11 protein-coding genes are annotated in these 14,942 nt (G+C 62.3%); 7 read left to right on the top strand and 4 right to left on the bottom strand.

The annotated features are described in order from the left end of the window. Positions 1-66: 66 nt before the first annotated feature. The 3 genes from pssA to J9892_RS02620 all read left to right on the top strand — a co-directional run bounded on the left by pssA (position 67) and on the right by J9892_RS02620 (position 5,983). Entirely contained in the window at positions 67-1,416 is a 1,350-nt protein-coding gene (gene pssA / locus J9892_RS02610) for a CDP-diacylglycerol--serine O-phosphatidyltransferase (protein WP_042015252.1), read from the top strand. A gap of 176 nt (positions 1,417-1,592) precedes the next feature. Next, positions 1,593-3,662 carry an ATP-dependent DNA helicase RecG gene (gene recG / locus J9892_RS02615; RefSeq protein ID WP_010672534.1) on the top strand — a complete coding sequence of 690 codons (2,070 nt, stop codon included), beginning with the start codon at positions 1,593-1,595 and terminating at the stop codon, positions 3,660-3,662. 254 nt (positions 3,663-3,916) lie between these two features. Then, complete coding sequence (locus tag J9892_RS02620; protein ID WP_043153532.1) at positions 3,917-5,983, top strand: AsmA-like C-terminal region-containing protein; 2,067 nt, start codon at positions 3,917-3,919, stop codon at positions 5,981-5,983. Between the two features lie 46 nt (positions 5,984-6,029). Here the strand turns inward: J9892_RS02620 and J9892_RS02625 are convergent, their stop codons facing one another. Continuing rightward, positions 6,030-6,938, bottom strand: coding sequence for a bifunctional GNAT family N-acetyltransferase/hotdog fold thioesterase (locus J9892_RS02625; RefSeq protein ID WP_010672532.1), 909 nt, complete (start codon positions 6,936-6,938; stop codon positions 6,030-6,032). 173 nt (positions 6,939-7,111) lie between these two features. On the opposite strand from J9892_RS02625, the gene J9892_RS02630 reads away from it, so the two are divergent. Next, a complete protein-coding gene (locus tag J9892_RS02630) occupies positions 7,112-7,792 on the top strand; it encodes a methyltransferase domain-containing protein (protein ID WP_043153606.1) in 681 nt (226 codons plus the stop codon). A gap of 66 nt (positions 7,793-7,858) precedes the next feature. Here J9892_RS02630 and dtd read toward each other — a convergent pair whose 3' ends face one another. From dtd to typA, 3 genes are all read right to left on the bottom strand, one after another. Next, on the bottom strand, positions 7,859-8,296 hold the full coding sequence (dtd, locus tag J9892_RS02635; protein ID WP_010672529.1) for a D-aminoacyl-tRNA deacylase: 438 nt from the start codon (positions 8,294-8,296) through the stop codon (positions 7,859-7,861). 126 nt (positions 8,297-8,422) lie between these two features. Continuing rightward, positions 8,423-9,295, bottom strand: a complete 873-nt coding sequence (locus J9892_RS02640; RefSeq protein WP_039039511.1) for a virulence factor BrkB family protein — start codon at positions 9,293-9,295, stop codon at positions 8,423-8,425. 164 nt (positions 9,296-9,459) lie between these two features. Further along, on the bottom strand, positions 9,460-11,271 hold the full coding sequence (gene typA, locus J9892_RS02645) for a translational GTPase TypA (protein WP_010672527.1): 1,812 nt from the start codon (positions 11,269-11,271) through the stop codon (positions 9,460-9,462). A gap of 350 nt (positions 11,272-11,621) precedes the next feature. Here typA and glnA point away from each other — a divergent pair, with 350 nt between their 5' ends. The 3 genes from glnA (at position 11,622) to glnL (ending at position 14,934) form a co-directional block, all read left to right on the top strand. Then, complete coding sequence (gene glnA / locus J9892_RS02650; protein WP_010672526.1) at positions 11,622-13,031, top strand: glutamate--ammonia ligase; 1,410 nt, start codon at positions 11,622-11,624, stop codon at positions 13,029-13,031. 191 nt (positions 13,032-13,222) lie between these two features. Continuing rightward, positions 13,223-13,792, top strand: coding sequence for a DUF4124 domain-containing protein (locus J9892_RS02655; RefSeq protein ID WP_201871935.1), 570 nt, complete (start codon positions 13,223-13,225; stop codon positions 13,790-13,792). Positions 13,793-13,878: 86 nt separating this feature from the next. After that, complete coding sequence (gene glnL / locus J9892_RS02660) at positions 13,879-14,934, top strand: nitrogen regulation protein NR(II) (protein WP_201871933.1); 1,056 nt, start codon at positions 13,879-13,881, stop codon at positions 14,932-14,934. Positions 14,935-14,942: the final 8 nt, after the last annotated feature.

Below are 14,942 nucleotides of genomic sequence, written 5' to 3' on the forward strand. Positions count from 1 at the left end.
GATTGCTAGAATTGCCTATTCTTCGCCCCGAGTGGAACGCTTCATCCCGTGATTTCAGGCTTCTCTATGCATTCATCGGCACATTATCGACAGTTGCTGACCCGCTTACCCCAGATCGCGGTCGCCGCGGATCAGTTCCAGATACTCAGCAGCGCCAAAGACTTCAAGAGCCGGATCCTGTCGCTCATCGCCCATGCGACCCAGCGCATCTATCTGATCGCGCTCTATCTGCAGGATGACGAGGCGGGACGGGAGATCCTCTCCGCCCTCTATGCCGCCAAGCAGCGCAATCCCTCTCTCGACATCAAGGTGTTCGTCGACTTCCACCGCGCCCAGCGCGGCCTGATCGGCAAGGGCAAGCAGGGGGGCAACCACCTGATGTACCAGGCCATGGCCGCCAGCCACCAACACCAGATCGAGATCTACGGCGTGCCGGTCAAGGGCCGCGAGCTGCTCGGGGTGCTGCACCTCAAGGGCTTCATCTTCGACGACACCCTGCTTTACTCCGGCGCCAGCCTCAACGACATCTACCTGCACCAGCAGGAGCGCTACCGCTTCGATCGCTATCACCAGATCCACAGCCCGGCACTGACCCGCAGCATGGTCAACTACGTGGATGACGTCTTCCTCGGCAGCGAGGCCGTCCAGCGGCTGGATCGCACCGGCATCCCCGGCGCCAAGCAGCTCAAGGGGCCGATCCGCCGCTTCAAGCAGCGTCTGCGCCTCTGCCAGTACCGCTTCGAGAGCATCAAGCCCAACGATCGGGAGATCGCCGTGACCCCCATGGTGGGCCTGGGCAAGCGGGGCAACCAGCTCAACCGGATGATCCGCAACCTGGTGCGGGCCACCGAGCGGGAGATCTTCATCTGCACCCCCTACTTCAACCCCCCCAAGGAGTTGAACAAGGACGTGGAGGCGCTGCTCAAACGCGGCTGCAAGGTGACCATCGTCGTGGGCGACAAGACCGCCAACGACTTCTTCATCCCCCCGGAGGAGAAGTTCTCCACCATCGGTGGTCTGCCCTATCTCTACGAGACCAACCTGCGCAAGTTTGCCGAGCGCAACCAGCACCACATCGACAACGGCCGGCTCAACCTCATGCTCTGGTGCTGCGAGAAGAACTCCTATCACCTCAAGGGGATCTTCGTGGATGAGGAGTGGGCCCTGCTCACCGGCAACAACCTCAATCCCCGAGCCTGGGCGCTGGATCTGGAGAACGGCCTGCTGGTACACGACCAGCACCATCACCTGCGCGAGCAGTTCAGTGCGGAGCGGGAGAACATCCTGGCCCACACCCGCCGCATCAGTCACTTCGACCAGATAGAGCAGATCAAGGATTACCCGGATCAGGTGCGCAAGCTGCTGGCCCGGATCCACAGGGTCAAGGCTCACCTCCTGCTCAAGCGCATCATCTGACCGCCAGGGCGCCCCGTCAGTGAAAAGGCCTGCCGTTTCCGGCAGGCCTTTTTCATGGATGACCCTCCCCCCGCTCCCTTGCCCACCAGCCCGGAACGGCACAACGCGGCTTGCATCGAGGCCGCAACAACCCCTATCATCTGGACATATTTACAGTGTTTTCGGGCATCTAATTGATGAAATTGGATAAAATCTCCCTCGACAGCCTCAAGGGTGTCGGCAGCAAGATGCTGGAGAAACTCGAGCGGCTGGGGCTGGCCACGGTACAGGACCTGCTGTTCCACCTCCCCCTGCGCTACGAGGACCGCACCCAGGTGTGGCCCATCGGCGATCTGCCGCCCGGCCTGCACGGTGCCGTCGAGGGCGAGATCCAGGACACCCAGCTGGTGATGGGGCGCCGCCGCATGCTGGTGTGCCGTATCAGCGACGGCACCGGCAGCCTGACCCTGCGCTTCTTCAATTTCACCGCTGCCCAGAAAAACAGCCTGGCCCAGGGCCGCCTTATCCGCTGCTTTGGCGAGACACGTCCCGGCAAGTACGGCCTGGAGATGGCCCACCCCGAGTACAAGCTGCTCGGCGAGGAGCAGGCCGGCCAGACCGAAGAGGCCCTCACCCCCGTCTACCCCACCACAGAGGGGCTGCGCCAGCTCACCCTGCGCAGCCTCACGGATCAGGCCCTGGCCCAGCTCGACCTCTACGGGGTCGAGGAGCTGCTGCCTGCCGGCCTCTATCCCCAGCAGATCGATCTTGCCGCCGCCCTGAAGCTGCTGCACCGCCCGCCTCCCTCGGTGGCGCTGGCCCTGCTCGAGAGCGGCCAGCACCCGGCACAGCAGCGGCTCGTACTGGAAGAGCTGCTGGCCCACAACCTCTCGGTCTTGAAGGTGCGGGCCCAGGCACAGACCCAGCTGGCCCGAGCCCTCAAGCCCGCTCCCGAGCTGGTCCGGCAGCTGCTCGGCGCCCTGCCGTTCACCCCCACCGGTGCCCAGAGCCGTGTGGTGGCGGAGATAGCCAGGGATCTGCAACAGAGCCACCCCATGATGCGCCTGGTCCAGGGGGACGTGGGCTCAGGTAAAACGCTGGTCGCTGCACTGGCCGCCCTGCAGGCCATCGGCAACGGCTGCCAGGTGGGGCTGATGGCCCCGACCGAGCTGCTGGCCGAACAGCACGCCATCAACTTCGCCAGGTGGCTGGAACCGCTCGGCATCAAGGTCGGCTGGCTGGCGGGCAAGCAGAAGGGCAAGGCGCGGGAAGAGGCGCTAGCCGCCATCGCGGACGGCAGCGTCAAGATGGTGGTGGGCACCCACGCCATCTTCCAGGAGCAGGTGGTGTTCCAGCGCCTCGCCCTGGTCATCATCGATGAACAGCACAGGTTCGGGGTGCATCAGCGCCTCGCCCTGCGGGAAAAAGGAGAGCGGGAAGGGGTGCATCCCCACCAGCTCATCATGACCGCCACCCCCATCCCCCGCACCCTGGCGATGACCGCCTATGCGGACCTCGACACCTCCATCATCGACGAGCTGCCGCCGGGCCGCACTCCCATTACCACGGTCGCCCTGCCGGACAGTCGCCGCCAGGACGTGATCGAGCGGGTGAGGCTCGCCTGCGAGGAGGGCAAGCAGGCCTACTGGGTCTGCACCCTGATCGAGGAGTCGGAGGTGCTGGAGTGCCAGGCCGCCGAAGACACCGCCGCCGAGCTGCAAACCCTGCTGCCCGGCCTGCACATCGGCCTGGTACACGGCCGGATGCGCCCTGTCGAGAAACAACGGGTGATGGAGGAGTTCAAGGCGGGCATACTGCAACTGCTGGTCGCCACCACCGTCATCGAGGTGGGGGTGGATGTGCCCAATGCCAGCCTGATGATCATCGAAAACCCGGAGCGACTGGGGCTGGCCCAGTTGCACCAGCTGCGCGGCCGGGTCGGGCGGGGGTCGGTGGCCTCTCACTGCGTGCTGCTCTATCATGCCCCCTTGTCCAAGACCGCCCAGAGCCGCCTCGGGGTACTGCGGGAGACCAATGACGGCTTTCTCATCGCCCAGCGGGATCTGGAACTGCGCGGCCCAGGCGAGCTGCTCGGTACCCGCCAGACCGGCCTGGCCGATCTCAAGATCGCCGATCTGGTGCGCGACCAGCCGCTCATCCCTCAGGTGCAGAAGATGGCGCGCTTCCTGATGGACAAACACCCGGCGCATGTCGAGCCTCTGATCCGCCGCTGGCTGGGCCTGCGAGACCACTACTCCAATGCTTGACCAAGGCAGATGCAGAAGAGGGTCACCTTGCCTGATGGATAAACACCCGAGCCATGTCGAGCCCCTGATCCGCCGCTGGCTGGGCCTGCGAGACCACTACTCCAATGCTTGACCAGGGCAGATGCAGAAGAGGGTCACCTTGCCTGATGGATAAACACCCGAGCCGTGTCGAACCCTTGATACGATGCTGGCTCGGTCTACGGGATCACTACTCGAATGCCTGACCAAGCAACAGAAACAGGAGGAAAGCACTGATGAATTCCTGGCTGCGCGGCCTGCTCTACACCTTTGCCTTCCTGCTGCTCTTTGTCTGGGTCGGTCTCGGCCTGTTCGATGCCGAGCGCGCCAAAGGCCCCATCGCCAACTGGCTCAGCCAGCAGACCGGGGTGCCCGTCACCATAGGCCGACTGGTGTTCAATCCGCTGCACCCCTACACCCTGCTGGCGGAGCAGGTGCGCTATGGGGATGCGGTACAGCTGGAAAAACTCTATCTGGAGATCGAGCACATCGACTGGTTGAACCGGGATGTGCGCATCGCCCACCTGGACCTCATCCGTCCCGTCATCAAGCTGCCGCTCCCCAACCAGTTGCCAAGCCTGCCGGTTCACTCCCTCACCATCAGCGACAGCACCATCGACAACCTGAGCCTGCAGAGCGAGGCCCTGACCCTGCGCGGCCTCAGTGCGTCCCTGAGTGACTGGGAACTGATCGACCCGAGACGCCAGCCCCAGGCCAACCTCACCCTGGGCATCAACCAGCTGGAGACCCCCATGTTCACCCTGGCCCGTCTCAGCCTCAAGGGGCGGCTGGAGGGGCAGGTGCTCAGCACCGACAGACTGACCACCAACCTGTTCGACGGCCTGCTCGAGACCGGCATGGTGCTGAACTGGCCAGAGCGCAGCCTGCAACTGCACGATCTCAAGGCCCGCGCCATGCGCCTCGAGCTTGGTGACATACCCCCTGGCGAGTTCCCCCTGCGCCGCATCACCCTGGACAGGGGTCAGCTTGCCCAGGTGAGCATCAATGCCATCGATCAGGAGCTCTCCCTCAACAACTTCAACGGCCAGCTCACCGCCTTCGACTGGCAGACGGGCAGCCAGCCCAGCGGCTATCTGGCGGGCACCCTGGGCGACATGGGCCGCGGCCTGTTCCAGCTTGAGGCCGTCGAGGGCAAGCTCGCCTTCTCCCCCCGGCAGCTGGATGCCGAGCTGCGGGGCAAGGCATACGAAGGGGAGTTCAACGTCGAGCTGGCCCTCGACACCCAGCAGCAGAAGCTCGTCCTGAAGGATCTGGCCCTGAGCGGCATGGACATCAGCTTGCCCCAGGGGTGGTGGCAGGATTGGCAGGGCTGGCGCCCGCAACAGATCGACATCCGCAAACTGGCCTTCGACAAGCTCAAGGTGCTCTCTTTCGACGACACCCTGCCCCTCTCCCTGACCGGCTGGCAACTCTACCTGAACGATCTCGCCCTGTGGGGCAACCAGCCAGGCCCCCTGCTGGGGCGTGCCCGCATCGAGAGCAAGTGGTTCGAGCTGGTGTGGGACGGTCTCAGTGCTCGCAACGGCACCCTGGATGGCGAGCTGACCCCCAGCTCCTGGCAGCTCAACACCCTCGCCACCTCCCTGCCCGACGAGGGCTCCCTCAACCTGAGCGGCCAGTGGGGCAGAACGCCCGGGCAGGAGAGCCGCCTGCAGTTGCAGGGCAAGCAGCTGGATCTGGAGCAGTGGGGCAAGCTGCTGCACTCCCCCGTCTCCTTCGCGGGCAAGGTGGATCTGGCGGCAGATCTGCAGGCCGACCTCAACGGGCAACCCGGCGAGCAGACGGCCAACTGGCGCCGGACCCTTCAGGGCAGCCTGAGCCTGGAGAGCAAGGATCCCTTCTGGGACAAGGTCGGCATCGACCCCCTGCTGGATGACTGGTTCAGGGAGCAGACCCCCCCCGATCTGACACCGCAGACGCTGTGGCAGGCGATGCAGCGCGGAGACACCCCCTTCTATCAGATCAGGCTGGATGCCAGGGCGGAGCAGGGCAAGGTGCGGATCGAGCAAGGCGGTGCCTCCACCATCACCCACCTGCTGGCACTGCAAGGGGGTGTCGACCTGGCCGCAGACCAGTGGCAGCTCGACCTCGGGGTCCTGAACAAGGGACGCTGCGCCGAGCTGCTCGCCCGCTGGCGCGGCCCCCTCAATGCGCCCGACCTGGGCTGGAGTTTCCCCACGGGACAGGACGCCTGTGGCTGGGAGGCGGGTGTGCGCTACCCCGCCCAGGGACGAAGCGGCCCGCTCTGGCGCCCCCGGCCCCCGGCCCCTGCCGCCCAATAACGAACAAGGCCTCGCGAAGAGGCCTTGTTGCTGTGAACACCAGGGATCAGCGTGCGCCGCGCTTGATGGGCAGTACCACATACTGACCGACAAACTCCACCGCCAGCTTGCGGCCGCTGAACAGCTGCACCCGCAGGCTGAACTTGGCGGATTCTCCGCCCCTCAGCGGCTCGAGCACGGCGGGCATGCCCTCCCGGGCCACCCGCGCCTCCGGCTCTTCGCTCACCGGCCGGTAATACTTGATGTTGCCCTCGGCCAGCACGGTATCGCCTCCCAGCCCTGCCTCCTTGAGCTGCAACCAGATGAGACCCCAGCCCGCCAGCACACACTGGCTGTAAATGCTGCCGGCGAACATGGTGTCGTGGACGTTGAGATTGGCCGCCAGGTTGGCCTTGAGGTGGAAGGTCTGGCCATCGTAGTGGGTGATGTGCACCCCCATCTTCTCGCTGATGGGAATGCCCCGCGACCAGCGGGTGGTGAGATCCTGGCACCACTCCGGACGGTACTGGATGGTCTGCATGGGACTCAGGGACTTGATCATCTGGCGGTGAGGGATGCGGCCGAAAGAGACGGGGCCTTCCCCTACCTCGAGGAAGCCGCAGCGGCGATAGAACTCCACCGCCTCCTGGCGGGCGTTCATCACCAGCCGTTTCACCTTCTCGTCGCGGGCAAGCTGTTCGAGATCCTCCACCATGCGGGCGCCCAGCCCCTGGCCGCGAAATTCGGGTCGCAGCGCCATAAAGCGGATCTGGGCTTCATCGCCGCCCACAAAGAGGCGACCCACGGCGATGGGCGTTCCGTCGGGGGAGAGCATCAGCCGGTGAATGGCAACGGTATCGTACTCGTCACGCTCGGAGCCAAGGGGCAGATTGAAGGGTTTGCGCAGTAGTTCCCAGCGCAACTGATAGTAAGCATCCAGCTCCGCTGGTGTTTCTGGGGTGACTACCCGGTACATAAAGCGATCCTTGAGTGTGCGCCGACTGGCAGATGGAAGGACTGACGCAACCATTTCTCCCGGCGCAGCCTGTAGTAGGTATCCAGCTCGGCTGCCGTTTGGGGGATGACCACCCGGTACATAACAACATCCTTGAGTTACACTGGTCGAAAACCATCTTGCCGTGCAAATTCATGGACTTCAATCTGCAAGCGTACCAAGCCGATCACTTATTGCACCTCAGTGCCAAACCCGAACGCCGCGTTTCGGTGCTTGAAAATGCCCGTCATCGCTGGCTGGAAATGGACGGCGTGGTGCAATCCGCCATGAGCCTCCACCAACCGGCCCGCCTCTGTCTGCCTCATCAACGGAGCATCGCGGAGCAGTTGCCAAAGCAGGCAAGCCGGATCCTGGAGCTGGGGCTGGGCGGAGGGGATCTCACCCGTCACCTGGCGGCACGCTGGCCCGATGCCCACCACGACTGCGTGGATCTGGATGCCGACATCCTCACCCTGTTCCAGCAGTTCTTCCTCCCCTCGTCAGGGGGCTCACCTCGGCTGCATCACGCCGATGCGCTGCACTTCCTGCACCAGAGCCAGGAGATCTACGATCTGGTGCTGCTGGATTTGTTCAGCCAGGACGGCAACCCCCTTCTGCTGTTCCAGGCCCCGCTCTATCAGGCGCTGGCCAGCCGCCTGAGCGGTACCCTCATCATCAATCTGCTGCCCCGCACCCGGCTCGAACAGGCACAGGCTCTGCGACTGGCAGAGGAGTGGATAGGCCCGACCCACGTCCACGACGTGCCCGGCTACCGCAACGTCATCCTGCACGCAACCCGTCAGCATGGCCAGGGCGGGCGAGCACCGGCAGGGTGAAGAACCTGCGAAGTGTGCAGGCATCGCGTCCTGCCCCTCCGGTGAGGCCTGCCCTGCCTGCCACCCTTATACCTGCAGCCAGAAGGTGACGGGGCCGTCGTTGAGCAGCCTGACCTTCATGTCGGCGGCGAAGCGGCCGGTTTCGGTCGGCACGCCGCTCTCCCTGGCGCGAGCCACGAAGTACTCATAGAGTCGCTCGGCATCTGCGGGATGGGCGCCACCGGAGAAGCTGGGTCTCATCCCCTTGCCGGTATCCGCCGCCAGGGTGAACTGGGAGACCACCAGCAGGCTGCCGCTCACCTGGCTCACGTTGAGGTTCATCTTGCCGTTCTCGTCAGAGAAGATGCGATAGCCGCTCACCTTGTGCAGCAGCTTGTCCGCCTTGGCCTCGTCATCCCCCTGCTCCACCCCGAGCAGCACCAGCAACCCCTGGCCGATGGCCCCGGTCACCTCTCCCTCTACCGTTACGCTGGCCTCGCTGACCCGCTGAATCAGTGCAATCACATCCCTCTCCTCTCAAAACAGCACGACCGCCCATCCTGCGGGATGAGCGGTCGTCGATGCTACCAATAAATGCCCTGCCCGGGCCAACGCCTTTGTGTCGGGATCCGGTGTGATGGCCGGCCGGCGTCAGGCCAGCTCCTCTGCACCGGGCTTCTCGTACTCCCCGAGGCAGGCGGTGGTCTCGGCCCCCAGCAACACCACCAGCCAGCTCAGATACACCCAGACGAACAGGATGGGAATGGTCGCCAGGGCGCCATAGATGGCCTGGTAGGAGGGGAAGTTGGTGATGTAGATGGCAAAGCCGCGCTTGGCCAGCTCGAACAGGGTGGCCGCCACCAGGGCACCGATGAAGGCGTGGGTCAGCCGCACGCGGCAGTTGGGCACCACGGTATAGATCAGCAGGAAGGTGAGCACGGAGAAGAGGAACGGCAGGCTGCGCAGCAGCAGATAGCCAATACCGAACAGGCTGTCAGCCGCGAACAACCTGAGCGAGAGAATGTAGGAGGAGATGGCGATGCTGGCACCGATGAGCACGGGGCCCAGGGTCAGGATCATCCAGTACATGGCGAATGCCTGGGCCAAGGGCCGACTTCGGGTGGATCGCCAGATGTAGTTGAGGTTCTTGTCGATGGCCGAGATGAGCATCAGGGCCACCACGATCAGGGCACCGATACCGACGGCCGTGGTGTTGGTGGCGTTGGCCACGAAACCGTCGATGTACTCCTTGAGCATCTCGCCGGCGGTGGGGACGAAGTTGTGATAGACGAACTGCTCCATCGCCTGCTTCAGGCTCTGGAACACCGGAAAGGCCGACATCATGCCGAACACCACGGCGATCATGGGCACCAGGGAGAGCAGGGTGACATAGGCCAGGTAACCGGCGGTCACCGTCAATCTGTCCTGCTGGAAGCGGCCCCAGACAAACTGGGCGAAGTGGGCACCATCGTGGCGCAAGAAGGAGAGTGCATGGGCCAGACGGCCGCGGATCTGCTGCTGCATCTTGTTTCTCGTAAGCGTGATCATGCAGACATTGTGTCAGATAGGGTGGTCATTTGACCACCCGCAGACCGGCCGGATGCGCCTCCATCCAGCTCAGGCCCCATGAGCCCATAAAAAAAGAGGCCTTAAGGCCTCTCTTTGGTCTGTCGATGAACAGCTATCGATCAAGCACGACCGGCGCGCTTGCGATCCAGTTCGGTCAGCAGCTTTTTACGGATACGGATGGCCTTGGGGGTGATCTCCACCAGCTCGTCGTTGTCGATGAACTCGAGAGCCTGCTCCAGGGTCATGCGGATCGGCGGAGTCAGCACCTGGGCTTCGTCGGTACCGGAGGCACGCATGTTGGTCAGCTGCTTGCCTTTCAGGCAGTTGACGGTCAGGTCGTTGGAGCGGGAGTGGATCCCGATGACCTGGCCTTCGTACACTTCGGTCGCGTGACCGATGAACAGACGACCACGATCTTGCAGACCGAACAGGGCGAAGGTCAGGGCCTTGCCGGTGGCGTTGGAGATCAGCACGCCGTTCTGACGCTCACCGATGCTGCCACCCTTGTGCGGACCGTAGTGGTCGAAGGTGTGATACAGCAGACCGGTACCAGAGGTCATGGTCAGGAACTCGGTCTGGAAGCCGATCAGGCCACGGCTCGGGATGATGAAGTCCAGACGGACGCGACCCTTGCCATCCGGGGTCATGTTGGTCATCTCGCCTTTACGCAGGCCGAGCTGCTCCATCACGGAACCCTGATGCGCTTCTTCCACGTCCACAGTGACGGTTTCGAACGGTTCTTGCAGTTCGCCATCCACGGTACGCAGGATAACTTCCGGACGGGATACCGCCAGTTCGTAACCTTCGCGACGCATGTTTTCGATCAGGATGGAGAGGTGCAGTTCACCACGGCCGGAGACGCGGAACTTGTCCGGATCTTCGGTCTCTTCCACGCGCAGGGCCACGTTGTGGACCAGCTCCTGGTTCAGACGCTCCAGAATGTTGCGGGAGGTGACGAACTTGCCTTCTTTACCGGCGAACGGCGAGGTGTTGACCTGGAAGGTCATGTTCACGGTTGGCTCGTCAACGGAGAGCGGCGGCAGGGCTTCGACGGCACTGTTGTCACAGATGGTGTCGGAGATCTTCAGCTCGCCCAGACCGGTGATGGCGATGATGTCGCCCGCTTGCGCGTCGGTCACTTCGGTACGGGACAGGCCCAGGTAGCCCAGCACCTGACCGACCTTGCCGGTACGCGGTTTACCGTTGGCACTGACGATGGTGACCTGCTGGTTGGTCTTGACGCGACCACGAGTGATGCGGCCGATACCGATGACGCCCACGTAGGAGTTGTAGTCCAGCTGGGAGATTTGCATCTGGAAGGCACCGTCAACGTCGCCCTTCGGGGCTTCCACGTTGTCGACGATGGCCTGGAACAGGGGTTCCATGTTCTCGGACGGGACGTCCTGATCCAGGGTGGCCCAACCGTTCAGTGCAGAGGCGTAAACAACCTTGAAGTCCAGTTGCTCATCGGTGGCACCCAGGTTGTCGAACAGATCGAAGACCTGATCCATTACCCAGTCAGGACGAGCACCCGGACGGTCGATCTTGTTGATGACCACGATGGGCTTCAGACCCTGGGCGAACGCCTTCTGGGTCACGAAACGGGTCTGCGGCATCGGGCCGTCAACGGCGTCGACCAGCAGCAGCACGGAGTCAACCATGGAGAGCACGCGCTCAACTTCACCACCGAAGTCGGCGTGACCCGGGGTATCCACGATGTTGATGCGGTAGTCGTTCCAGCGGATCGCAGTATTCTTGGCGAGAATGGTGATGCCACGTTCCCGTTCCAGATCATTGGAGTCCATGATCCGTTCCTGACCTTCGCTGGTGCGATCCAGAGTGCCGGATTGCTGCAGCAGCTTATCAACCAGAGTCGTTTTGCCGTGGTCAACGTGCGCAATAATCGCAATATTGCGTAAATTCTCTAACATTCTCGCCTCAAATCACCGGGTAAAATTGGGCGCTAATTGTACTCTCGCCTTTGTGATCTGCCTAGCAGAATTGCAACACATTCACACACAACAAAGGATCAGGATCATGGACCCCGCAGCAAAAGGCTGCTTAGATGGCCTGGATACGCTGGTGCACCATCTCGGCGCACCAAAACGATCCAAGGTTGCACCACTTTAATGCAGCAACCGGCATGAGAACGGGTTTCTCGACAGCCTGAAACGGTGCAAGTGCCCTGAAATCAAGCTGTCACAAACTTGGCACGATACTGGCTTATGTAAATGTGACGACGCATTCACCCAAAGAGTTTTAACACCGGAGGTTACTTAGCATGTCAGCCCAGAACGTTTTGGCCCTGATCCAGGAACACGAAGTCAAGTTTGTTGATCTGCGTTTTACCGACACCAAGGGTAAAGAGCAGCACGTATCCATCCCTTCCCACCAGGTTGACGAAGACTTCTTCGAAGACGGCAAGATGTTCGATGGTTCCTCCATCGGCGGCTGGAAGGGCATCAACGAGTCTGACATGGTGCTGATGCCGGACCCGGCTTCCGCCAAACTGGACCCGTTCACCGAAGAGACCACTCTGAACATCGTCTGTGACGTGCTTGAACCCGCCACCATGCAAGGCTATGACCGCGATCCGCGCTCCATCGCCAAGCGTGCCGAAGATTTCCTGAAGTCCAGCGGCATCGCTGACACCGTGCTGTTCGGGCCGGAGCCGGAATTCTTCATGTTCGACAACATCACCTTCTCCAACACCATGGGCCACAGCTTCGTGAAGATCGAATCCGAAGAAGCTGCCTGGAACTCCGGTACCGACTACGAGCACGGCAACAAGGGTCACCGTCCGTTCGTCAAGGGTGGTTACTTCCCGGTTGCCCCGGTTGACTCCTCCCAGGACATCCGTGCTGCCATGTGCCTGGTGCTGGAAGAGATGGGCCAGGTCGTCGAAGCTCACCACCACGAAGTGGCGACCGCCGGTCAGAACGAGATCGCAACCCGCTTCAACACCCTCACCCTGAAGGCTGACGAAGTACAGGTCCTGAAGTACGTGATCCACAACGTGGCCCACGCCTACAACAAGACCGTCACCTTCATGCCGAAACCCATGTTCGGTGACAACGGCTCCGGCATGCACTGCCACCAGTCCCTGGCCAAAGATGGCGTCAACCTGTTCGCAGGCGACCTGTACGGCGGTCTGTCCGAGATGGCACTGCACTACATTGGCGGCATCATCAAGCACGCCAAGGCCATCAACGCCTTCGCCAACCCGACCACCAACTCCTACAAGCGTCTGGTGCCGGGCTATGAAGCACCGGTCATGCTGGCCTACTCCGCCCGCAACCGTTCTGCCTCCATCCGTATCCCGGTCGTGCCGAGCCCGAAAGCCCGCCGCATCGAAGTACGCTTCCCGGATCCGGCTGCCAACCCGTACCTGGCCTTCGCTGCCCAGCTGATGGCCGGTCTGGACGGCATCATCAACAAGATCCATCCGGGCGATGCCATGGACAAGAACCTGTACGATCTGCCGCCGGAAGAAGCCGCTGAAGTGCCGACCGTTGCCGGTTCCCTGGACGAAGCGCTGTCCGCACTGGATGCAGACCGTGAGTTCCTGACCCGTGGTGGCGTGTTCAGCGATGACTTCATCAACTCCTACCTGGAACTGAAACAGCAGGATGTTGACCGCGTGCGCATGACTCCGCACCCGCTGGAGTTCGAGCTGTACTACTCCGTCTAATCCGCTTTCCCATGATAAACCCGCCATCTGGCGGGTTTTTTTCATTCTGGCAACGGAAATACCGCCAAACGGGCACGCTCGTGCAGAAAGATGATCCCGTTCACGGAGCCGTACCACCCTCGGCTGTTCACACCCCGACCCCGTGGTTTTTCTCTGATAGGATTAAGGTGAACCCCGTCAAGGAGAGATGGATGAACACTGTACCCTGGCTGCTGAGCCTCCTGCTGATGGCCTCCTGTTCCGCACAGGCCGCCCGCGTCTACTCCTGGGTCGATCCCCAGGGGGTGACCCACTACACCGATGCCCCTCCTCCCGGCAAGAGCGCAAAAGAGGTGGACCTGCGGGTCTCGCCGCTCATCGGCACCGCCCCCCACTCGGTCCAGGTGGACAACTTCAACAGCCTGACCGGTGTCGATGCCAGGAAAGCCCTGGAAGCGGCTCCCCTGGAGATCGACCTCATCTCTCCGGAACCGGGCAGCACATTGCGCGACAATACCGGCAACATCGTCTTCCAGGGCGAGATCTCTCCCCAGGTCCCGGTGCAATACGATGTGCGCCTGATCCTGAAAGGCAAGGCGGTGCCCCTGGTTCACAACAGCCTGGCCATACGGGTGGAAAACCTCGATAGGGGCGCTTACGAGGCACGGCTCGAGTTGCTCGCCAAAGACGGTACGATCCTTGCTAAATCTAAGCCAACCACCTTTTACCTGCACAGGGCGTCGGTGAATCAGGCTCCCAGAGCCGCCCCCAAGGCCAATTAGGGGTGATGTGACGCACCGATGCGGGTAAACTTGATGCACTATATTGGTGCATTCCAGGTGTACAGCACCGTTTTAGGGAGAAACCTGTGCCAACCCGCTCGGACAACGCCAAGACACTCTTGGACAATCTGCTGACCGCCGTCATTCTCATGGATGAACGTCTCTGCATTCAATTCGTCAACCCGGCGGCAGAGCAGCTGCTTTCCCTCAGCGAACGACGACTGATCGGCATCGAACTGCCCCACCTGCTGGAACACATCTCTCTCGATCTGCAGCGTTTCAAACAGTGCCTCATTTCGGGGCAGGGCTTCACCGACAGCGAAGTCACCCTGGTGGTGGAGGGGGAGCCCAGGCTGGTGGAGATCAGCGTCAGTCCCATGGCCTATCATGAACAGCGACTGATGGTGGTAGAACTGCGCAAGATCGATCAGCAGAAGAAGATCAGCCAGGAGCTGCAGCAACACGCCCAGCAGCAGGCCGCCAAGGAGCTGGTGCGCGGCCTGGCGCACGAAATCAAGAACCCCCTGGGGGGATTGCGCGGCGCGGCCCAACTGCTGCAAAAGGAGTTGCCCGACCCGGCCTTGCGTGAATACACCGGCATCATCATCGAGCAGGCCGATCGCCTGCGGGTGCTGGTCGACAGGTTGCTCGGTCCCCAGCGTCCCGGCCGTCACCAGATGCACAACGTTCACTCCGTGCTGGAGCAGGTGCGCCGTCTGGTGGACCTGGAGCTGCCGCCGCAGATCCGCATCGAGCGGGACTACGACCCCAGCATCCCCGAATTCGAGATGGAATCGGATCAGCTGCAACAGGCGTTCCTGAACATAGTGCGCAACGCCGCCGAGGCCCTTGGGGATCAGGACGGCCTCATCCGCATCAAGACGCGCACCGCCTTCCAAATCACCATCCATGGCCAGCGCTATCGCCTGGCGGCCGAAATCAAGATCATCGACAACGGCCCCGGCATTCCCGACGCCATTCGCGACACCCTCTTCTACCCCATGATCACCGGCAAGGAAGGGGGAACGGGCCTGGGCCTCTCCATAGCCCAGAACCTGATCGATCAGCACAAGGGGCGCATCGACTGCATCAGCTGGCCGGGCCACACCGAATTCACCATTTATTTACCACTTCGCAAGTAAGGGAACCT

Source organism: Aeromonas sp. Prich7-2 (assembly GCF_017939255.1).
Classification (GTDB): Bacteria; Pseudomonadota; Gammaproteobacteria; order Enterobacterales; family Aeromonadaceae; genus Aeromonas; species Aeromonas caviae.